We start from the raw sequence: 23,863 nt of genomic DNA, 5'->3' as shown, positions 1-23,863 counted from the left end.
ATCTTACGAAGAATGATCTGTGTTAATCAGAGCAATCTGTGAGCAACCCAACGATCTTGCCAATGGACTATTTACATTTTATTGATTATTGCATCATCCTTGTTGTACTCGGCGTTACCCTCTATCTCGGCTTTCGTTTTGCAAACAAGCAAAATACAACCGAGAAGTTTTTTCTTTCAAAGGGTAATTTTCCTTCCTGGGCCCTGGGCTTGTCGTTACTCTCCACACTTATCAGCAGCGTAACATTTCTCGGGTACCCGGCACAGGGTTATACCAGTAACTGGATCTTATTGGTGCAGGGTTTAATGGTGCCCATCGTTTTGTTGGGAACCATCTGGTTTATCGTGCCGCTCTTCCGTAAAGTGATTGGTTTAAGCACCTACGAATATTTTGAAAAACGTTTCGGAGGCTTTGCCCGTTACTACAGCTCCTCCTCATTCATCATCCGTCAGTTTGCAGGCATGGGCACGGTGTTGTTTTTGATAGCTGTGGCCATTCATGAAATGACAACCATCAGTCCGTTTATTATTCTTGCAGTAGTTGGTTTTGTATTGGTGATGGTGAATTTAAAAGGAGGAATGCAGGCTGTTATCTGGCTCGATGTGTTCCAGGGCTTCATGTTATTCGCCAGTGGCATCATTTGTTTGCTGGTGATTTTATGTTCCATTAAAGGCGGAGTGCCTGAAGCAATCAAAGTGGCAACAGAAAATAACCGCACAGGGTTCGGTCCTTACGATTTTAAGTTTACAGAACTTACTTTGGTAGTCATGATCATTAACGGATCGTTCTATGCTATTCAGAAATACGGCACCGATCAAACAGTGGTACAACGTTATCTCACTGCAAAAACAGATAAGGCTGCAGCAAAAGCATCCCTGCTTGGTATCAGCTTAACTGTTCCTATCTGGACGATCTTCATGTTTATCGGCACCGCATTGTTTGTATTTTATAAACAGAATCCGTTGCCTGTTGGTATGAAAGCAGAAGCTGTGTTTCCACATTTTATTATGACACAGTTGCCAACCGGCGTCATTGGTTTTATTGTGGCGGCTTTAATCTCAGCGGCTATCTGCAGCCTCAGTGCTGATTTGAATTCGCTGGCTGCTGTTGGTATGGAAGATTACTATAAAAAGTTTCGTCCCGGTAAAACCGATCAGCAATACCTTTCTACCAGTAAAGCCTTGGTTGTGTTTTCGGGTTTGTTGTCAATTGCCATCGGTGCGTTTTATTTGTTAGCAGGTAACGAAGGTGTGCTGGGTGTTATCTTCACCATCTATGCTATTTTCTCCGGTGGTATTGTGGGTATTTTTCTCTTGGGTTTGTTTAGTGCAAGAGCCAATCGTCAGGGTGTGAACATTGGTATCATCACTTGTATTCTATTTACCGCATGGGCTTTTCTTACAAGTACTCCCGTTGGTATAAAGAATCCTAAACTCTTGCTCGATTTAGGTAATTTTAATTTCACACATCACAAACTCATGTTGGGTGTTTACAGTCATCTCGTCGTGATTGTGGTGGGTTATATCGCCAGTTTGTTTTTTCCAAAACCTGTCCTCGAACCAAATTTGTTATACAGTAGTTGGAAAGCAAACAGGCATCTTTAAAAAATGATTTATGATACCAGCTTCAGTTTTTCATAGCATCATCGTTGCGTCGCAATCCTTTCATCGTTCTGCTATCAGGGCAGCATTTTTCTTTTGCGTCTTACTGTCTTCGTGGCAAACAACATTTGCACAATTGAACACTGACAATCAATACAGCAAACCTTTAAAGGAAGTATTGAACGATGTACAAAAGAAATACGGCGTTACAATCAAGTTTGTTGACAGTATGGTAAAGAATAAAATGGTTACCTATGCCGAATGGAAATACCGACCTGATGTAGAAGTAACACTCGATAATATTTTGAAGCCGTTGGAATTAAAAGTGAAGAAAGAAAAAGACAAGCAATACAAGTTAAGTGCTTATGAATACTATCGCTGGCCGGTAGAAGAAGGCTGGGCCGAAATGGATCGCATCGCTGCACAATACAAAACAGTGGAAGACTGGGAGAAACGAAAAGCAGAATTAAAACCTTGTTTAAAAGAAGCACTGCAGTTAAATTATTTACCGGCAGCGCCAAACAGTAAACCTATCGTTACTGCTAAACGCATCTTCGATGGTTACAGTGTCGAAAATATTGCCATTGAAATTTTACCTGGCGTATGGATCAACGGGTCGTTGTACAAACCATTAAAGTTTAAGGGCAAAATCCCTGTTATCTTAAACCCCGATGGTCATTGGGAAAAACAACGTTACCGAGCCGATTGCCAATATCGTTGTGCAGCAATGGCAAAGATGGGTGCGATGGCGTTTAGTTACGATTTGTTTGCATGGGGCGAATCGTTACTGCAATTCAAAGTAGAAGATCACCGCAGAAGTTTAGCGATGACCATTCAGGCATTGGGTGCTATCCGCATTCTTGATTATTTACTGGCGCAGAAAGATGCCGATACAAATCGTGTAGCCATTACCGGTGGTTCAGGTGGCGGCAGTCATACAGTATTGATGACTGCACTGGATGATCGTATAAAAGTATCGGCGCCAGTTGTTTCATTGTCTTCATATTTCTATGGTGGTTGTCCCTGCGAAAGCGGTATGAACATTCATGCATGTGGCGGCAGAACAAACAATGTAGAGATTGCAGCTATGGCAGCGCCCCGTCCGCAGTTGGTTGTAAGTGATGGCGGCGACTGGACAGATAAAATGCCTGAACATGATTTCCCTTACCTGCAAACCATGTACAGATGGTACAATAAAAAAGAAAATGTCAGCAATGTGCACTTGCCAAACGATAAACATGATTTCGGCATTACAAAGCGTACCCCTGTGTACGAGTTCATGGCAAAGCAACTGGGATTAAACATTAAAGCCATACAAGACGCCAATGGTAAAATAGATGAATCAAAAATTACCATTGAACCGGAGAAGAGTTTGTATGTGTTTGGTGATAATGGAGAGAAATTACCTGCTCATGCAGTAAAAGGATTTGAAAATTTAGAAAGAGTATTTGCAGAAGAAATTGAAAAAGCCAGAACCAATCAACGTTATAAAATAGGATTGATCGATCTGATGTTGCTCAAGCGTCAGAAACTTGGCGCCATCACACTTACTGCAGAACTCAAAGCTGATGGCGTGGAAGTGGATATGGGTGGATTGGGTAATCGTCCCACATTCGATAATCAATTGCTCATCGACAGCGTGCGTAATCAGTTTATTCAAACAGCAAAAGATAGAAAAGTTGAGATATTCTGTTTGGCTATGACGGGCTACTATGCACAATCTTTTTGCGGCCGTGCAGAATATATCCGCAGCATTGAAGATTGTATCAAAACCATGCAGCTGATGAATGTAAAACATGCGTTCCTGCCATTGGGTGTACAATGCGATATCAAGAAGAATCCTGCTATCCGTGATTCAGTAATTGCACGTTTAAGAGTTGCAGGTAAGCTGGCAGAAGAAGCAGGAGTCATCATTGGTATTGAGACATCACTCACTGCCAAAGAGGAAGTGGAGTTGCTTAAACGGATCGGTTCACCTGCAATTAAAATTTATTTCAATTTTTCTAACCCGCTCAAAGAAGGCAGAGACCTCATCAGCGAAATAAAAATACTTGGTAAGGATCGCATCAGCATGATACACGCTACCAATAAAGACAGTGTGTGGTTAGAAAATGATCCGCAGATTGATTTGTACAAAGTAAAAAAGACGCTGGACGAAATTGGCTGGAGCGGTTGGCTGGTGATTGAACGCAGCAGAGATGCACGCAAACCTTCCGATACCAGGTTTAATTACGGAGCAAATACGGCGTATTTGAAGAAGGTGTTTCAGGAATGAGTGGGCATATAAAGTTAGAAGATGAAGTTTTATAAATGCTATTTTTTTGAATTTCTCCAGTCTGTTCCCTCCCAGAAATCGATTAGATAATCCCACATCAATTTTGACTCTGGCTTTAGCCATTTATTAAATGATGAATGGTAGTTAATTTCTTTGCCTCCAATATTTTGAATGCCTTCAAATAGTCCCACTATAATGAGATTTTGAGCATCGGCATCTCCATGGTTTAAAATTTCTTCTGTTTTTTCAAAAAACAATTCAAACTTACTTGTATCTCCTTTCTTAAGTTTATCAATAAGGAATTTGCCGATTTCAGCTATGTCAAAATAGTGGAGCATTAACGATTTATCACCGTTATATTCATTTTCTATATGCTTATGGAAAAAAGTATGTAGTTCTTTGTCGGTTGAAGTTAGAACTTGATAAACTTTGTCTAAGTCAGAGTAAGTATATTGAATTTGCAAAGGCTTAGTTTTCATCACAAAGATGTTATAAACTGTTCTATTTCATTGTCTGATTGCTTACCACTGATTATGATTCTATCTTGCGCCTGTTGTATTCCTTCCTCAATCGCTTTTTTTTGTCCAGGAGTAGTTTTATAAATCGTTTCGGGCTCCTGCAACTCAAACAAATTTGATACCTCAGCTAATAAAGCCGGGTCTTCAATTTCCCGAAGTTTATCGATGAGTTTATCTTTTAAAGACGGAGTAGGCATAACCTGTTTTTATAAAGTTACAATTTGTTATGAATGAATTCCGCTCATAATACCCTCAAAACAGGAAAATCGTCCATCATTATAGCAAATACATACATTTTTAAGGGGCGCAAACAAGGGTACATTTATCAGCGTAAAAGCCTGCTTTTGAGGCAGGTTAGAAAGCGACAACTGTATTTGGAATGAAACGATTGCACTCCAGCCTGTTTATCTGTTTTTTACTGCTTGCCCGGTTTGTGACGGCAACAGATATTTATGTTTCCCCCAACGGTTCCGATCGCAACGATGGTTCAAAAGAAAAACCTTTTGCAACATTAAACATGGCCTTGCGCAAAGCAAGAGAATTTCGCAGGTTGAATGATGCAACCATCAAAGACGGTATTCATATTATTTTACAGGGCGGCAATTACCCGGTGTTAGAAACCATTGTTATCAGGCCGGAAGATAGCGGCACCCATGAAAGCTCAACCTTTATTGAAGCAGCACAAAATGAACAACCTGTTTTGAGCGGCGGTGTGCAAATCAGTAATTGGAAAAAACTAACTGCTCCTGTCAACGGCTTGCCGGCAAAGTATCAGAATAAAATATGGGTAGCTGATGTGCCGCAGGTAAATGGAAACGATTTTAATTTTCGTCAGCTGTGGGTGAATGATGTAAAAGCAGTGCGGGCAAAATCTTCCAATGGTGATGCGATGCTCCGCATTCTAAACTGGAACAAAGCAGAGGCTGCTTGTGTAATTTCAACTTTGCCGTTTTCTAATCTTGATAAAGCAAAAGGACTTGAATTGTTCATTCATCAGTGGTGGGAGATTGCTAACCTGCGGGTGAAGAAAGTGCAGGTGATGGGCGATAGCACTAAACTGTTTTTCCATCAACCGGAAAGTAAAATCCAAAACGAACATCCATGGCCTGCACCATGGATCAGCAAAGAAACCGGCAACTCTGCTTTTTACTTAACCAATGCTATTCAGTTTTTAGATGAACCGGGTGAATGGTATTTAGATATCAACCATAAAAAAATCTATTACTGGCCACGCAACAATGAAAACTTAGTAACGGCAAAAGTAGTAGCGCCATTTACCGAAACATTGATCAGCATAGCAGGAACAATTGATAATCCGGTGAAGAATGTAGTAATAGATGGTATTTCTTTTCAGCATACAGGTTGGTTACGACCGTCGTTAAAAGGTCATGTGCCGCACCAGGTTGGTTTGTATATGACGGAAGCATACCGGTTAAAACCTGCAGGTACAAAAGAGAAACCGGGTTTGGATAACCAGGCATGGGTTGGCAGACAAGCGGCTGCAGTTGAATTGAGTTATGCCATTCGTACAAGAATTAAAAATTGTTCTTTCCTGCATTTGGCGGCAACAGGAATTGATCTGAAAAAAGGCGTGCAGGATAATATGACGAAGAATAACCTGTTCAGCGATATTGGTGGCACAGCTATCCTCGCCGGTAATTATGGCGATGAAGGAAGAGAAATTCATTTGCCCTTTGATCCGAAAGATGAACGGGAGAAATGCGATGTCATTTTCATCGAGAATAATTTCATCACCAATGCTGCCAATGAAGATTGGGGCACGGTGGGTATCGGTTGCGGCTTTGTGAGCAGAACAAGTATTCGGCATAACGAAATTGAAAATGTATCGTACAGCGGTATCAGTTTGGGTTGGGGATGGTCACCTGCACAGAATATAATGAAGGACAACCGAATCGTTGCCAACAAAATCCATCATTACGGCAAATGGAATTATGATTGTGCCGGTATCTATACACTGAGTGCACAACAGAATTCCATCATTGAAGACAATTATATCGACAGTATTTATAAATCACCCATTGCTCATTTGCCATCGCACTGGTTTTATATTTATACGGATGAAGGCTCTTCGCATATCACTGTAAAAAATAACTGGACGCCCTCACAGAAATATTTACAGAATAACAACGGTCCCGGTAATGTGTGGAGCAATAATGGTCCGCAGGTGCATGACAGTGTCAAGCAAAATGCGGGGCTGGAAAAGCGCTTTCACTATTTAACCGCCAATAAAACGGCGAAGGTTGGTTTCATCAACGAAGAACACAACGAAGTGATTGAACTGGTTGTGAAAGAGGGTATGCAGTTGAACTTACCCAAGCTGAAAGAATTGCTGGCGAAGAATAATATGGACAGCAATGCCATTTATCATTGGCAGAATCATTATGTCATCTTCGATAAAGTGCAGGACATTGGCGTAATGCAGGGACGTATCGCCAACAATTTTCCTGAGGCAGAAGTAAGCGTGTATCACGACATGTTTTACGAATACAGCAAGAAAAAACATTGCACAGATAAAACAGTGGCGAAAGAATGGCAGCATATCATCCTTACAGCAAACCTGGTGGCAGATGAAAAATTGCAGAAAGAATATCTCAGTTACCATGCCACACAGTTTGAAAAATGGCCGGAAGTTTCAAAAGGTTTCTGCAATGCCGATTTTCAGCAGTTGTTAATATTCAGGAATGGAAGGCAATTGATGTTGGTGATTAGTATTCCAAAAGGAGAGAGTTTGGATAAACTCAACCCAAGAACAACCGAGAACAATCCACGTGTGGATGAGTGGAATAAGATTATGAAAAAATACCAGGAAGGCATTAAAGGAACGAAACCGGGTGAGACGTGGGTGTTTCTCAAGCAAATGAATAATGAATGATGAGTAACCCTGACGGTGGTTGCAAACCCCGTCAGCGGTTTAGTTGAAATATATAAATCGAACGAGTTATGTTGACAATTGGAATTTTAGGGGTTGGTGAAGGCCGCAGTACCATGGGTGCAGCTTTGCAAAGCAAAAAACTGCATCTCAAGATCATTTGCGATCGCAACGAAGAGTTATGCAAACAACGTTGCAAGGAATTTAATTTTAATAGTTATACCACCAACTACGAAGATCTGCTCAACGATGCGGAGATCGACATCATCGCCATTTATACTCCCGATCACCTGCATGCCGATCATATTAAACAGGCACTGCTGCATGGCAAACATGTGGTGTGTACAAAGCCGTTTATTGATGATTTAAGCAGGGCGAACGAGTTACTGGAGCTGCAAGCACAAACAGGTAAGAAAGTATTTGTTGGACAAAGCTCTCGTTTTTTCGAACCTTATAAACGTCAACGCAAAGATTTCGAAGCCGGAGAGATTGGAGAATTGATCACCATCGAAAGTCATTACAATGCCGATCATCGTTGGTTTCTTGAAAAGAAATGGGCATTGGAAGATTCATTCAAATGGTTGTACGGTGGTTTGAGCCATCCTGTTGATTTTATCCGTTGGTATTTGCCCAACATCGAAGAAGTGATGGGCTATGGTATGATCAGCAGCAATGGTAAAACGGCAGGATTGAAAAATGAAGATACCATGCATTTCATCTTCAAATCAACCGATGGACGTATTGCAAGAGTGAGCGGAAGTTACACAGGCCCAACTCAACCAACTAAACGGGATAGTGGAATGAGTTGTGTGTTGCGTGGCACACAAGGCGCATCGCAAGCCGATTACCATGAGCTGCGGTATTCTATTACTGATAAAACAGGCGAAGAAAAAATTGTTCATTGGGGCGACAGCACATTGAAATATTATTTCCGTTTCGAAGGACAGAGTCATCATGCAGGGGAGTACCAGAATTACCTGGAATACTTTGTTGATTCCATTGAACAAGGTTTTACCGCTTATCCAAACATGCAGGAAGGAATTGGAACCGTGGCGTTACTGCAGGCAATGGATAAGAGTTTGAAAACCGGTGCGCCGGTGAAAATCGCAGACATTTTAAAGCAATACAATCTCGAATCACTAAGCCACTAAGACTCGAAAACACTTAAAGCTTCGTGCTCCTTTGTGTTCTACGTGTCTTCGTGGTTCAAATACGTCATGAACGAAATTTACAATAAACTCACAACGCTTGACTTTGCCATTGTAGCCATTTATCTGGTTGCATTGCTGGCCATTGGTTATGTTGCCAGTTTCCGAAACAAGAAAAAAGATGAAACGCTTTTTTTGGCGAGCAATTCACTCAACTGGTACAACATTGGTTTCAACATGTGGGGAACAAATGTGGGCCCCTCATCATTACTTGCTTTTGCAAGCATTGGTTTTTCCGCAGGTATTGTGGGTGGAAATTTTGAATGGTATGCCTTTGTGTTTTTAACGTTGCTGGCAATGGTGTTTGCACCACGTTACATCGCCAGCAAAGTCAGCACCATGCCCGAGTTCATGGGCAAACGATACGGCAAAAGCACACAGGATATTTTAGCAGGTTATGCGTTGGTGAAAATTTTGATCAGTTGGTTGAGCCTTGGTTTATTCAGCGGAGGAATTTTAGTGCGACAGATATTAGGCATACCCATGTGGCAATCAACAATCGTACTCGTTGCATTCTCCGGTTTGTTTACCTATATGGGCGGTTTAAAAGCCATTGCAAAAGTGAATGTATTCCAGATGATCCTCTTGATCATTGTATCATTGGCATTAACGTTTATCGGTTTGCAAAAGCTTGGTGGCGTAACAGCATTGATCGATAAGACACCGAGTCGCTTCTGGAATTTAATTCATCCTGCATCCGATCCCGGTTATCCGTGGCATGCATTGTTGTTGGGTTATCCGGTATCGGCTGTTGCATTTTTCTGTACCGATCAAAGTATGGTGCAAAGTGTGTTGGGTGCAAAAAATTTAAAACAGGGACAGCTCGGTGTAAACTTCATTGGCTGGTTAAAAGTATTGGCATTACCCATGTTTATTTTGCCGGGTATTTTGTGTTTTGCTTTATATCCTGATCTGACTGATGATAAATTAGCTTACATGACAATGATGACCAACCTCTTTCCTTCAGGATTGAATGGGTTGGTGATTTGTGTGCTGATCGCTGTGTTAGTGGCAACCATTGGTTCCTCCTTAAATGCATTGAGCACGGTGTTTACAAAAGATATTTATGTCAACAATATCAATCCAAAGGCAACTGTGAAACAACAGATCAATGTTGGTCGCTACACGGTGATTGCAGGTTGTGTGCTGGCAGTGTTAATGGCCATTGCTTTTGATAATATCCAAGGCAAAACCTTGTTCGATATTTTTCAATCCATACTTGGTTATCTGGCGCCGCCGTTAGCCGTTACATTTTTATTGAGTGTATTCTGGAAACGCACCACCAAACTGGCGGTGAATGTAATTTTATCCGCAGGTTCTACATTCAGCTTATTCGTGGGCATGCTCAACTTGTGGATTTTGCCTCCCGATGCAGTAACAGGTACCAACACTTGGTGGCCGCATTATTTCCTCATCTCGTTTTACATCTTTGCAATATTATTTGTTGCAGCCATTGTTATATCCTTACTCGATAAAAACAAAGTAACGGCCGCCATCGAAACAGCGCCATTGCCAAAAACAGATAAGCAGGTAAAAATTTTATTTGTCTTATTAGGACTTGTCATTCTATCTCTTTACATCATTTTCAACGGACATTAAACATGAAGAAGAATATTTTGTTCACCAGCTCTATTGCTACTATGATACTTCGGTTGTGTCACTCACTTGTGCCACACAATGCGAATGAACATTTTTGTGGCACCCCGCTGCAAGCGGTGGTACGTTCTGTTCGTTATGCAGCAAATAGAACCACTAAGACTCAAAGTCAGAAAGTTTCACTAAGTAAATCCTTTGTGTTTCTCTGTGTCCTTTGTGCCTCTGTGGTTCAATCCAACGCTCAAACCTGGATCTGGTATCCCGGCGATTTTGAAATTAATCTTTCAAACAAAGTACAGAACCGCCGTACAGAACGTGGTACCTTCTTTCCCGTGTTCTGGAAAATGGATAATCATTATGTACTGATGGATTTTCATAAAGTCTTTGATGTGCCCGCACCTGAAACAGTAGATATTTATGTGGAAGGCGAATACAATGTAAAACTCGATGGCAAGGCATTTGAAGGAAGCCCGAAGCGCATTACCGTTCCTGCAGGTAAACACAAGATCAACATCAAAGTATTTAACCAGGCCAACGTGCCTGCTATCTATGTAAAAGGGAAAACAATTGTGTCAGATGCTTCATGGCTCGTAACATTCGAAGACAAAGAATGGATCGATGAAACAGGAAAAACATCCGATATCTCTGCTACCAAATGGCTCAAAGCGGGAAGTTGGAATTTTAATTCGCCTTCACAGTTGCCTTCACAGTTTACATTGCCGACCAAAAAGCAATCAGCAGTATCAACTGTAAAAGGAAAGAACACCATGCTGGTTGATTTCGGGAAGGAAACACTTGGCTTTATCAAACTGCATGGCTTAAAAGGAAAAGGTAAGTTGTCGGTTTACTATGGTGAATCAAAAGAAGAAGCCTTATCAACCGAACATTGCGAAGCATTGGATAGGGTAGACGTAAGCAATGCAGCAAAGAAAGATCAAACTATGAAGCTGTCGAAAGCCTATCGTTTTGTAAATGTGCAGTACGATGCAGGCGTAACACTCGATTCAGTTTCGATGCTCTACGAATATGCCGATGTAAAACAACGTGGCAGCTTTACCTGTAATGATGCAGAGATCAATCGCATTTACGACGTAGCGAAATATACTTTTGAATTAAACACAAGAGAATTTTTCATCGATGGGGTCAAACGTGATCGTTGGGTATGGAGTGGTGATGCATATCAAAGTTATCTGATGAACTATTATCTCTATTTCGATAATGAAACAGTGAAACGTACAACTTATGCATTGCGTGGTAAAGATCCGGTAACAGGTCATATCAATACCATTATGGATTATACCTTCTACTGGTTCCTTGGTATATACGATTACTATCTCTACACCGGTGATAAAAGTTTTATTGCGCAGAACTACGACCGCATGAAAACGCTGATGGATTATGTGCTGGCCCGTCGTAACAAAGATGGATTGATGGAATGGATGCCCGGCGATTGGATCTTTATTGATTGGGCTGCAGGTCTCAGTAAAAAAGGCGAAGTAAGCTTTGAGCAGTTGTTATTGGCCCGTAGTCTCGAAACAATGGCTCTGTGTGCCAACATTGCGAATGATAAAGATGCAGCAACGCAATACAATACATTGGCAGCTGACATGCGTGCCAAATTATTCAGCATTTACTGGAGTGATACAAAGCAGGCATTGGTGCACAGCCGTATCGATGGAAAGCAAACAGAAAATGTAACCCGTTATGCCAACATGTTCTCCATCTTCTTTGATTATTTTAATCAGCAGCAGAAGCAGCAGGTAAAGACATCTGTATTGCTGAATAATAACATTCAAAAGATCACCACGCCTTATATGCGTTTCTACGAACTGGAAGCATTATGTGCCATGGGTGAGCAGAATTATGTGTTGAAAGAAATGAAAGATTACTGGGGTGGAATGCTCAAACTTGGCGCAACCAGTTTCTGGGAAGAATATAATCCAGCTAAATCAGGAGCAGAGCATTATGCCATGTATGGAAGAGAGTTTGGAAAAAGTTTATGCCATGCATGGGGTGCAAGTCCGTTGTATTTGCTGGGCAAATATTATCTCGGTGTAAAACCAACTGCACCCGGTTATGCGGCGTACCTTGTTGAACCAAATCTCGGTGGACTTGAATGGATGCAGGGTAAAGTGCCCACACCACAAGGTGAAATTGAATTGTATGTAAGTAAAGAGCAGGTAAAGATCAAGGGAGCAACGGGAGAGGGGACAATAAAATTGAAAAGTAAAACACAACCTTCGGGAAATAATGTAACAGCAGTTGCAAAAGGAAATGAGTTGTACGAGATTACGGTTCAACCTGGCGTTGAATATGTTATTAACTATAAAGCACAGTAAGATGAAAAGAATCAGTGCCGCATTCGTGCTGTTTATTTTGTTGCTGAATAATCTTTCAGCACAAACAAGTCTGGTCAACACGCAAGGAAGCAGTTATGCAAAGCTTACCGGTGTAGGCATCAGCGATGTGCAGTGGACAAAAGGTTTCTGGGCTGAGCGTTTTGCTGTTTGTCGGGATGCTATGTTGCCGCAGCTTTGGCAAACCTATACCAGCAAAGAGATTTGTTATTCGTTTCAGAATTTCAGAGTAGCAGCTGGTTTGGATACAGGTCGTTTTCGTGGCCCATCTTTTCATGATGGCGATTTTTATAAAACTCTGGAAGCAGTGGCAGCAATGTATGCATCAACCAAAGATCCGCAACTGGAAAAATGGATGGATGAAGCGATTGATGTAATTGGGAAAGCACAAAAGACAGATGGCTATATCTACACCAAGAACATCATCGAACAAAAGAAATCCGGAAAAGGGAAGATGTTCGATGATCAGTTGAGTTTTGAAGCATACAATTTCGGTCACTTAATGACGGCGGCCTGTGTGCATTACCGTGCAACAGGTAAAACAAGCTTGCTCAATATTGCAAAGAAAGCGGCTGACTTCCTGATTGGTTTTTATGCAACCGCCACACCGGAACTGGCACGCAATGCGATCTGTCCATCGCATTACATGGGATTGACAGAACTCTACCGCACAACAAACGAGAAAAAATATCTTGATCTGGTGATTCATCTCATCAACATCCGTGGTACGGTTGAAGGAACAGATGACAACAGCGACCGTGCACCTTTCCGTGCAATGAATAAAGTAGTTGGTCATGCAGTACGTGCCAATTATTTATTTGCAGGTGTGGCCGATGTGTTTGCTGAAACTGGCGATACAACCTTGATGAACACATTGAACAAAATGTGGAACAACGTCGTCAATACCAAAATGTATGTAACGGGTGGCTGCGGTGCATTGTATGATGGTGTGAGTGTGGATGGTACTTCGTACAAACCTGATACAGTACAAAAAGTACATCAGAGTTACGGACGGGATTATCAACTGCCCAACTTCAGTGCACACAATGAAACCTGTGCCAATATTGGTAATGTGTTATGGAACTGGCGTATGTTTTTATTAACAGGTGAAAGCAAGTATGCAGATATTGTTGAACTGGCTTTGTATAACAGTGTGCTGAGTGGCGTAAGTATGGATGGTTCAAAATATTTCTATACTAATCCGTTGGCAGCAACAGCAAACTATCCTTACCATCTGCGTTGGGAAGGTGGGCGTATTCCATACATCAGCAAATCAAATTGCTGTCCGCCGAATGTGGTGCGTACCATTGCCGAGGTAAACAATTACATGTACAGCATTGGTGAAAAAGGTTTGTACATCAATATGTACAGTGGCAACACACTGGCAACGGAGTTGCACGATGGAACAAATATTAAACTGGAGCAGACAACCAATTATCCATGGGATGGAAAGATTGTCATAACACTAAAAGAGGCAACTACTAATCCTGTAGATATTTTTTTAAGAATACCGGGGTGGTGCAAGGGGTATTCACTCAGCATTAACGGTTCTTATCCGAAAGTAAGAGATACGGAGGGCGGATATGTAATAGCCGGAAGAAAATGGCAAAAAGGCGATAAAATCGAATTGAATCTGAATATGCCCGCAACGCTTATCGAAAGCAATCCCTTGGTAGAAGAAACACGAAACCAGGTAACAGTGAAGCGTGGACCAATTGTTTATTGTCTTGAGTCGAATGATCTGCCGCAACAAAACGTATTTGATGTGGTGATACCATCAAACATTAAACTGCAACCTGTAGCTATGAAAGTGGCAGATGGCAATGTAATGGCGTTGACAGGCGAAGCAAGATTGCTTGATCAGAATCAATGGAATAATACATTGTACAAGGAAGTAAATACAAAACTCAAACCTGTCAACATAAAACTCATTCCTTACTATGCCTGGGCAAACAGGGGAAAGACGGATATGACAGTTTGGTTGCCGCTTACAAGATATTAAACGAATAATCTGAACTCTTTACTAATATTATTTGTGAAAATGAAACAACTATTTTTTCTTCCTGTTTTCCTTGTTTGTTTTTCGGCACATGCACAAATAGAATATGCCAAACAAATGGCTGCCACTATCATGAAGCAATACAAAGATTCAATGGTAGTGAAAAAGTATGCAAGCCATCTGGAACAGGATAAATTGCCAACAGGAGATCGTCCTGCCAACTGGAATTATGAAATAGGCGTTGTGCTGATGGGCTTTGAACGTTTGTGGAAAATGACGAACGATCAAACCTATATCGATTATACCAAACACATCGTTGATCATTTTATTACTGCCGAGGGAAAGATCAGGACATATGTGATGGATGAATACAACAGTGATAATATTCCTCCCGGTCGTCAATTGTTGCGTTTACATCAATTATATAAAGAAGAGAGATATAAAATTGCTGCACAAACATTGCGTGATCAGATCAGCATTCAGCCACGGAATAAGGTGGGCGGCTTTTGGCATAAGCTGAAATATCCTTCGCAAATGTGGCTCGACGGTTTGTATATGATCGAACCGTTTTACGCAGAGTATGCAGTGGTGAATAAGCAACAACAGGATTTCAACGATATCATCAACCAGTTTGTGTGGATGGAAAAATATAGTCGTGATACTAAAACAGGTTTGCTGTACCATGGCTGGGATGAAAGCAAACTGCAAGGCTGGGCGAATAAACAAACAGGTACTTCACCGGAGTTCTGGAGCCGCAGCATGGGTTGGTATATGATGGCGTTGGTGGATGTTTTGGATTTTATTCCTGCAACTCATCCAAGAAGAAAAGAATTGATTGCAATATTGAATCGTATTTCAACTGCAATTGTAAAATTCCAGGATGCAAAGAGTGGCGTGTGGTGGCAGGTAACTGATAAGGCGAATAAGGAAAAGAACTATCTCGAATCATCGGGTACAGCTATGTTTGTGTTTGCTTTGGCAAAGGGCATCCGCATGCATTATCTCCCTGCAACATTCAAAGCACCTTTGCAAAAAGCCTACAAGGGCATGATCAGCCAATTTGTAACAACCGACGCTAACGGTCAGTATCATTTTATACAGGCTGTTGCAGGTGCCGGTTTGGGCGGCATTCCTTATCGTGATGGTACCTATGAATATTACGTGAACGAACCGAGAAGAGATGATGATCTGAAAGCGATCGGGCCATTTATACAGGCATGTATTGAAATGGAGTTGATGAAAAAGAAAAAGTAAAATGAAAGAAGAGAAGAAAAATAGAACCACAAAGACACAAAGACACAGAGATATAATAAGTTTTTGTGTATTCCTCAGTGTGCTCAGTGTCTCTGTGCTGCAAACCGCATTTGCACAGTTGGTTGATAAAACACCGGCTGCCGTTCCTGTTGCGCCAACAATTTTTAACCGTGAGCCATATGAAGATCCGTATGTAAGCGGAATTAACAGAGATCAAGCAAGAACAACTGCTTATTCGTTTGCAACCGTTGCAGATGCATTAACGAACGACAGAACAAAAAGCAGTCGATATATTTCATTAAATGGTGATTGGGATTTTTCATTTGCATTAAAGCCTGCTGACGCATCCAAAGATTTTTACAAAAGCAAAGTAAGTGGATGGAAGAAGATCATTGTTCCATCGAGTTGGGAAATGCAGGGTTATGATAAGCCGATTTACAAAAGTGCGGTATATCCTTTCCGACCTGTGAATCCACCGCATGTGCCGCAAGATTATAATGGCGTTGGTTGTTATCAAAAAACATTTGCCGTTCCTGCCAACTGGAAGAACATGAACATTACGCTGCATTTTGGTGGTGTAAGTTCAGCGTATAAATTATGGATCAACGGAAAATTTGCCGGTTATGCAGAAGATAGTTTTCTGCCGAGTGAATTCAACATTACACCATACTTGCAGGATGGAGAAAACATCATTTCTGTTTGGGTGATCCGTTGGAGCGACGGCAGCTTTTTAGAAGACCAGGATCAATGGCGCATGAGTGGTATTCATCGTGAAGTATATCTGCATGCAGAACCTTCGTTGCGTATTGCAGATTTTTACTATCAAACAAAACTTGATAAGGATTATAAGGATGCATTGTTGAGTATTCGCCCACGTATTGAAAATTTAACTGGTAAGGATATGCCCGGTTATGTATTGAAAGCACAGGTATATGACGCAAACGATCAACCAGTATTACAACAACCGCTATCAAAAAAGACAGATGAGATCATTAATGAAATTCATCCACGATTAGATAGAGTGAAATTCGGATTGATGGAAACAAACATCAGTAATCCAAAGAAGTGGAGCCCGGAAGAACCGAATTTGTATAAGCTGGTATTGACATTGGAAGACAGCACAGGGAAAGTGCTGGAAGTAAAAACATGCAAGCTTGGTTTCCGTTCCATTGAATTTCGGAAGAGCGACAGCAAATTACTCATCAATGGTAAGCTCACTTATCTGTATGGTGTCAATCGTCCCGATCATCATCCCACAAGAGGGAAGGCATTAACAAGAGAAGATATTTTACAGGATATTAAAACAATCAAACAATTCAATTTTAATTGTGTTCGCCTCAGTCATTATCCAAGCGATCCATATTTGTTAGACCTGTGTGATGAGTTCGGCATTATGGTGATTGATGAAGCGAATTTAGAAACGCATGGCTTGGGTGGAAAGCTGAGTCATGATGCGGCATGGGCAGGTGCTTATGTGGATCGCATCAGCCGCATGGCGTTGCGTGATAAAAATCATGCGAGCATCATCATGTGGAGTTTGGGTAATGAAGCCGGCAGTGGTCCCAATCATGCAGCAATGGCCGCATGGATCAAAGATTTTGATATGACAAGGCCCTTGCATTACGAACCTGCAATGGGCAGCCCGAAAGAAGAAGGTTATATGGATCCGAGTGACAGCAGGTATTTAAAAAGCAATGATCATTCACATCGCATTCAGAATCCGGTGGATCAATATTATGTGGATGTGATCAGCAGAATGTATCCATCGGATTATACAGCACCATTGTTGGTAAATCAAAGCAATGGAGATCATCGCCCTATTTTCTTTTGCGAATATGCACATGCTATGGGCAACAGTGCAGGTAACTTAAAAGAATTCTGGGATCAATGGAGAAGTATACCCCGTGTAATTGGTGGTTGTATCTGGGAATTTAAAGACCAGGGCTTGGAGAAAACCGATTCAGCAGGAGTGAAGTTTTATGCATACGGTGGTGATTATGGTGAACGATATTTCGACAACTTCACCATCAAAGGCGTGGTGAATGCAGATGGAAAACCCAAAGGTGCAATGTATGAATGCAAACGCCTTTTTCAACCCATACAGGTTGAATGGGCTGATTCAATAAAAGGAATTATCCGCATCATCAACAGAAGTGAAGTAAAGAATGTAAATGCATACACTGCTTATATTGTGGTGAAGGAAGATGGAAAAATTATTTCGAATCAGCAGATTGGTGGCATTGATGTTGCTCCTGCAACAACAGTTGAGTTCCCTGTTTCGAAATGGCTACCAAAAACAAAAGCAACATCCGAATATCATATTGAGCTGAAGTTTGTGTTGCAGAAAGCAGAAGCATGGGCGCCGGCGGGATTTGAGATTGCAAGTAATCAATTAGTAGTAAAGCCTGCTTCGGCTGCAGCAAGTCGTTTTACTCCGGTTCCATACACAGAAACAGACGAAGGATATACAATTAAACAGTTTGATTATTCCATTTTCATCAGTAAGAAAACAGGTGCATTGGAATCGTACAAGCTGAAAGGGAAAGAGCAAATTTCTGCGCCATTGTTACCTCACTTTACGAGACCGCAAACGGATAATGACAGGCGTGGTTTCAAAACGCATCGTGTATTGAAAGCATGGTACGAGAATAAGCCAGTGTTGAAACATATTACTTTTACACAAGACAAGGGCAGAATATTTGTTGCAAGTTTTTATTCAATAGCTAAGGATAGTGCTCTGGCAAGGATAACTTATCGAATAAACAGTGAAGGAGTTATACAAGTTGATTTTATTATAAACGCTGTTTCAAAACCAGGTCTGCCAAATATTCCAAAAGTGGGAGTGCAGATGGGTATCAACAGAAGCTATGATCAAATCGAATACTTCGGTCGTGGTCCATTTGAAAATTATATCGATCGTCGTTACGGTGCAGATGTGGGCATCTACAACCAGAATATTTTTGATTTTATGGAGCCATATGTTGTTCCGCAGGAAAATGGTAACCGTACTGATGTTCGCTGGATGTACCTGCACAACAAAACATCAAAGGATGGATTGCTGGTGGTGGCCGATAGTTTGCTCAGCATGAGTGCATGGCCTTATACTGAAGAAAATATCCAGAATGCAAAGCATACGAATAAACTGAAAGATGCAGGCTTTATCACACTCAATATTGATCTCATTCAAATGGGTGTAGGTGGCAACGATAGCTGGAGTGAAGTGGCAGCACCATTGGAGCAATACCAGATCAAGCCAAAGAATTATCAATACAGCTTTTATTTAGTTCCGTTCAATGCAAAAAAGAAATCAGCCGGTGAGAGAGCAAAAGAAATTAAGTAAAAGGATGAACCACGAAGGCACAAAGGCACGAAGTTGCACAAAGTTTTTCTTGGTGTTTCTTAGTGTGCTTAGTGTCTTCGTGGTTCATGCGCAGGTGCCGCAGGAGGTGATGCAGAAAGTATATGAGGAAGTAAAAACTCCTTACAAATACGGCTTGGTTGTTACGCCTGAAAATGACACAAAGAAAATTGATTGTCCATCCGTTTTCCGCAAAGGAAATTCCTGGTATATGACCTACATCCAGTTCGACGGTCGTGGTTATGAAACATGGATCGCAAAAAGTAAAGACCTGTTGGAATGGAAAACAATCGGCAAGCTCATGAGTTTTTCTGACACGACAGATTGGGACAATAACCAGAAAGCAGGTTATATCGCTTTGCAGAATACAAAATGGGGTGGTAATTACAAGCTGGAAAAATACCAGAGCAAATACTGGATGAGTTATATCGGCGGAAAGGATCGTGGGTATGAATCCGGTTCTTTGGCAATTGGTATTGCCAACACAACCAACGATCCAACCAAACCACATGAATGGAACCGATTGTCAAAACCCGTCTTAAGTTCTACCGATGCAGATGTGCGTTGGTGGGAAAACAGGAAGTTATACAAGAGTAATGTTATTCGTGATAAAGACAAAACACTCGGCAGCGAATTTATCATGTACTACAATGCTAATGGCGACAGCAGCGGCAACAAACCAAAATGGCGTTGGTTCGAACGTATCGGCATGGCTGTTAGTGATGATATGGTTACCTGGAAACGTTACAATGCATATCCGGTGATGGAACACGGTGTTGGTATTACAGGAGATGCTGTGATACAGAAAGTAAACGATGTATGGGTAATGTTTTATTTTGGAGCATTCTGGGAAAGCCGGCCAAAAGAAACCTTCAATCGTTTTGCCTGCAGTTATGATTTAGTCAACTGGACCGACTGGAAAGGAAAGGATCTCATTAAATCATCAGAGTCATACGATGTCAAATATGCACACAAGAGTTTTGTGGTAAAGTGGAAAGGCGTTGTTTATCATTTCTATTGCGCCGTCGATGCGAAAGATAACCGTGGAATTGCGGTGGCTACTTCAGTTGACAAAGGAAAGAGTAAATTACAGTTCTAAACAGGCGGCTGTTGCTATATGCGAAAAAAAATCCTGCATACATATTGTTTATTGATTGCGTTGATCGCTTCTTCGCAAATTTCTGCGCAAACAATGGAGCAACGCTTTCTCAATCCTCCCCAATCTGCAAAGCCCTGGGTATTCTGGTACTGGATGCATGCTGCTGTTTCAAAAGAAGGCATCACGGCTGATCTGGAAGCCATGAAAGAAGTAGGTATCGGTGGTGCATACTTAATGCCCATCAAGGATACAGTGCATAGAATTCCGTTTCAACCCACAGCCCGTCAATTATCTCCCGAGTGGTGGAGCTTAGTTAAGTTCTCCATGCAGGAAGCGAAACGTTTGGGATTGCAGCTAGGCATGCACGTAAGTGATGGATTTGCATTGGCGGGTGGTCCGTGGATCACGCCGGAACTAAGTATGCAAAAACTGGTGTGGACGAAAACCTATGTGTGCGGTGGTTCAAACGAAAAAATTAATCTCTTACAGCCCGAAGGCAAAGAAGATTATTATAGAGACATTGCTGTGTATGCTTACCCCGCTGTAGGTAAAGCGGCTTTTTCAGAAGTGGTGTTGGTGCCATCTGTTACTACCAGTAGCGGTATCAGGGCATCTTTTCTTTCGTTCCAGGGAAGTAATAATCAGAGTTATAAAAGCGATAGTAGTTGCTGGATCCAATACAAATATCCAAAGCCATTTACCTGTCGTTCCATTCGTATAAAAACAGGTGGTAATTCTTACCAGGCACATCGTCTATCCGTTCTCGTGAGTGATGATGGTGTTAATTTCAGAAAGCATACGCAATTACAGGCACCACGTCATGGTTGGCAGGATGCGGATGAAGATGTTACACATGCCGTTCCGGAAGTTACTGCACAATATTTTCGTTTTGTGTATGAGAAAGAAGGAAGCGAGCCCGGTTCAGAAGATCTTGATGCGGCAAAATGGAAGCCGTCATTAAAAGTGATTGGTATTTATTTGAGTGATGAACCAATGATCAATCAATACGAATCAAAGAATGGTTCGGTATGGCGCATCAGTGAAACAACAACAAAAGAACAAGTGACGGATGCGATGGCGATACCAATGAAAAACATCGTCAACTTAACGGGTAAGATGGACGCAGATGGAAATCTTAATTGGAGAGCACCTGCAGGTAATTGGGTGATCGTTCGTATCGGTCATACATCAACCGGACATACAAACTATACTGGTGGAGCAGGCCTGGGTTTGGAAGTTGACAAGTTCAATGCATCGGCTGTAAAGTTGCAATTTGATAATTGGTTTGGAAAAGCATTTGCACAAGATGCAGCTTTAGCAAAGCAAGTGTTGAAAGTATTTCATGTTGATAGTTGGGAATGTGGCAGCCAGAATTGGGGCGCAAACTTTGCAAATGAGTTCAAGAAAAGAAGAGGCTATGATCTGATGCCTTACCTGTTGGTGATGGCGGGAGTGCCAATTGAAAATGCAACGAGGTCAGAAAAGATTTTGCATGATGTTCGCACAACCATTGCTGAATTGGTAAACGATGTGTTTTATACCACATTAAAAAAAGAAGCGCATGCATTGGGTTGTGTTGTAAGTGCAGAATCTATTGCACCAACCATGGTGAGTGATGGGTTGATGCATTATAAACATACCGATCTGCCAATGGGTGAATTTTGGCTGAACAGTCCGACACATGATAAACCCAATGATATGCGTGATGCTATCAGCGGTGCACATATCTATGGTAAGAAAATTATTCAATCCGAATCATTTACCTCGGTTCGTATGAATTGGGGCGAACATCCCGGCAATTTAAAAGTTGTTGGCGACCGCAATTTTGCATTGGGAATTAATAAAATGGTGTTGCATGTGTTTACACATAATCCATGGCTCGATAAAAAACCAGGAATGACATTGGATGGTGTGGGTTTGTATTTTCAACGTGATCAAACATGGTTCAAACAAAGCAAAGCGTGGATCGAGTATTTAACGAGATGTCAATCATTGTTGCAAATGGGCGATCCTGTTGTGGATGTTGCTGTGTTTACGGGTGAAGAAATACCACGTCGTTCTATTTTGCCCGATCGTTTGATAAGTACATTGCCCGGCATTTTTGGAAAAGAAAAAGTTGAAGCAGAAAAGAAGCGATTAGAAAATAAAAACCAGCCGTTACGACAAATACCTGATGGTGTAACGCATTCGGCAAACATGGCTGATCCGGAAGATTGGATCGATCCGTTAAATGGATACACGTACAATTCCTTTAATCCTGATGCATTGATGATGATGCAGGTAAAGAATGGAAGAGTAGTATTGCCCGGCGGAGCAAGCTATGGCGTGTTGGTGATACCGGGAAAGATGTTGATGAATCCAAATCCAACAATGAGTGCAGCAGTGCAAAAGAAATTACAGCAACTGGCGAATGCAGGAGCAAAGATGGTGGTGAATCAGCAATGGATAAAATTGTTTGCGAAGAATAAGAATGTGGCGGCAGCACCATATATGGAAAGTTCGTTTGAGAAGTTGGGTGTTAAGAAAGATGTGGAGATTGAAGATAATGATGAACATGCCATTGCATGGACGCATCGTACAACAAAAGATGCGGAGATCTATTTCCTTTCCAATCAAAGTGACAGCACCCAAAATTTTAAAATCAAATTCAGAGTTGGGCAATATGATCACGTTGAGTATTGGAATCCTGTAACCGGTGAAATTCTGGACTATAGTTTTTTTGGCGGTAATAGCAAATTTGGAATAGGTATGGCTCCGGGCGATGCTTATTTTCTTGTATTCAGAAAAACAAAAGAAACAAAGGCAAAACAACTTTCGGATGGAATTACAGAAGAGTCGGAAGTAGCTTTTAGTTCTACAGACTGGAAAATTCAATTTGCTCCAGAAGCAGGTGGACCGTCTGTGCCGGTTAAGGCAACAGAACTGAAAAGCTGGACAATTTCTGTTGATTCAACCATTAAATACTATTCCGGCACTGCAGTTTATTCAAGGGCATTTGAGTGGAAAGATGCTGTTACAAACCGACCTGTTTATTTGGAGATTGATTCATTGTACAACATTGCCACAGTAAAACTAAACGGTATTGAGTGTGGTACTGTGTGGACCTTTCCTTATTCGCTTGATGTAACCAAAGCATTGAAACAAGGAACAAATACAATCGAAATAGCTGTTACCAATACCTGGCATAACCGTTTGATCGGAGACCAGCTGTTGCCAGAAGCAAAACGAATTACCTGGACAACTGCACCATTCCGTTTAAAAGATAAACCGTTGTTACCGGCGGGAATTGTTGGTGAAGTGAAATTAATTGTTAGATAAAATCAAATGAAGGCATTCATACTTTTTCTTTCTATTATAAGTTTTGTTACGCTTAGTGCACAACAGAACTATGATGTTATTTGGAATACACAAAGCAACAACGCATCCGAATCAATGCCCTGCGGTGGCGGTGATATTGGTATGAATGTGTGGGTAGAAAAAGGAGAGCTGTTGATCTATGTTGCACGCAGCGGCAACTTTGATGAGAATAATGCCTTGATGAAATCCGGAAGAATCAGGGTGAAACTGTTTCCCAATCCGTTAACAGGTAAAAATTTTAAACAACAGCTCCATGTCGATAAAGGTTATGTAAGTATTGAGGCACGGGATAATGGCATTAATACATCTATAAAAATATGGGCCGATGTTTATAAGCCGGTCGCTCATATC

14 protein-coding genes are annotated in these 23,863 nt (G+C 41.4%); 12 read left to right on the top strand and 2 right to left on the bottom strand.

What is annotated here, in order from left to right; genetic code table 11:
- Positions 1-62 precede the first annotated feature (62 nt).
- A complete protein-coding gene (locus VK159_RS15345; protein WP_324231042.1) occupies positions 63-1,604 on the top strand; it encodes a sodium:solute symporter in 1,542 nt (513 codons plus the stop codon).
- A 10-nt stretch (positions 1,605-1,614) separates the two neighbouring features.
- Positions 1,615-3,876, top strand: a complete 2,262-nt coding sequence (locus tag VK159_RS15340) for a sugar phosphate isomerase/epimerase family protein (protein WP_324231041.1) — start codon at positions 1,615-1,617, stop codon at positions 3,874-3,876.
- 38 nt (positions 3,877-3,914) lie between these two features.
- Here the strand turns inward: VK159_RS15340 and VK159_RS15335 are convergent, their stop codons facing one another.
- Both VK159_RS15335 and VK159_RS15330 read right to left on the bottom strand, forming a co-directional pair.
- Positions 3,915-4,355, bottom strand: coding sequence for a DUF7674 family protein (locus VK159_RS15335; protein ID WP_324231040.1), 441 nt, complete (start codon positions 4,353-4,355; stop codon positions 3,915-3,917).
- Entirely contained in the window at positions 4,355-4,591 is a 237-nt protein-coding gene (locus VK159_RS15330) for a hypothetical protein (RefSeq protein ID WP_324231039.1), read from the bottom strand. The genes VK159_RS15335 and VK159_RS15330 overlap by 1 nt, the downstream gene beginning before the upstream one ends.
- A gap of 182 nt (positions 4,592-4,773) precedes the next feature.
- Here VK159_RS15330 and VK159_RS15325 point away from each other — a divergent pair, with 182 nt between their 5' ends.
- The 10 genes from VK159_RS15325 to VK159_RS15280 form a co-directional block, all read left to right on the top strand.
- On the top strand, positions 4,774-7,287 hold the full coding sequence (locus VK159_RS15325; protein ID WP_324231038.1) for an L-rhamnose mutarotase: 2,514 nt from the start codon (positions 4,774-4,776) through the stop codon (positions 7,285-7,287).
- 68 nt (positions 7,288-7,355) lie between these two features.
- Positions 7,356-8,435: a Gfo/Idh/MocA family oxidoreductase gene (locus VK159_RS15320; protein ID WP_324231037.1), complete on the top strand. Its 1,080-nt coding sequence runs from the start codon at positions 7,356-7,358 to the stop codon at positions 8,433-8,435.
- Positions 8,436-8,501: 66 nt separating this feature from the next.
- Complete coding sequence (locus VK159_RS15315; protein ID WP_324231036.1) at positions 8,502-10,091, top strand: sodium:solute symporter family transporter; 1,590 nt, start codon at positions 8,502-8,504, stop codon at positions 10,089-10,091.
- Positions 10,092-10,093: 2 nt separating this feature from the next.
- The gene (locus VK159_RS15310) at positions 10,094-12,427 is read left to right on the top strand and encodes an alpha-L-rhamnosidase C-terminal domain-containing protein (RefSeq protein WP_324231035.1); all 2,334 of its coding nucleotides are present in this window, start codon (positions 10,094-10,096) and stop codon (positions 12,425-12,427) included.
- Between the two features lies 1 nt (position 12,428).
- Positions 12,429-14,447: an aceric acid hydrolase gene (locus tag VK159_RS15305; RefSeq protein ID WP_324231034.1), complete on the top strand. Its 2,019-nt coding sequence runs from the start codon at positions 12,429-12,431 to the stop codon at positions 14,445-14,447.
- Positions 14,448-14,486: 39 nt separating this feature from the next.
- Positions 14,487-15,698 (top strand): glycoside hydrolase family 88 protein, encoded by a 1,212-nt coding sequence (locus VK159_RS15300; RefSeq protein ID WP_324231033.1) that lies wholly within the window; start codon positions 14,487-14,489, stop codon positions 15,696-15,698.
- Positions 15,699-15,777: 79 nt separating this feature from the next.
- On the top strand, positions 15,778-19,038 hold the full coding sequence (locus VK159_RS15295) for a glycoside hydrolase family 2 TIM barrel-domain containing protein (protein ID WP_324231032.1): 3,261 nt from the start codon (positions 15,778-15,780) through the stop codon (positions 19,036-19,038).
- Positions 18,992-20,155 carry a glycosylase gene (locus tag VK159_RS15290; protein WP_324231031.1) on the top strand — a complete coding sequence of 388 codons (1,164 nt, stop codon included), beginning with the start codon at positions 18,992-18,994 and terminating at the stop codon, positions 20,153-20,155. Before VK159_RS15295 ends, VK159_RS15290 begins: the two co-directional genes overlap by 47 nt.
- An 18-nt stretch (positions 20,156-20,173) precedes the next feature.
- A complete protein-coding gene (locus tag VK159_RS15285) occupies positions 20,174-23,473 on the top strand; it encodes a glycosyl hydrolase (protein ID WP_324231030.1) in 3,300 nt (1,099 codons plus the stop codon).
- Between the two features lie 6 nt (positions 23,474-23,479).
- The coding region (locus VK159_RS15280; RefSeq protein WP_324231029.1) for a DUF5703 domain-containing protein at positions 23,480-23,863 on the top strand (384 nt) is incomplete at its 3' end.

It is taken from the genome of Lacibacter sp. (assembly GCF_035299325.1).
In the GTDB taxonomy this organism is placed as follows: domain Bacteria; phylum Bacteroidota; class Bacteroidia; order Chitinophagales; family Chitinophagaceae; genus Lacibacter.
This window is presented reverse-complemented; position numbering and strand designations above follow the sequence as displayed.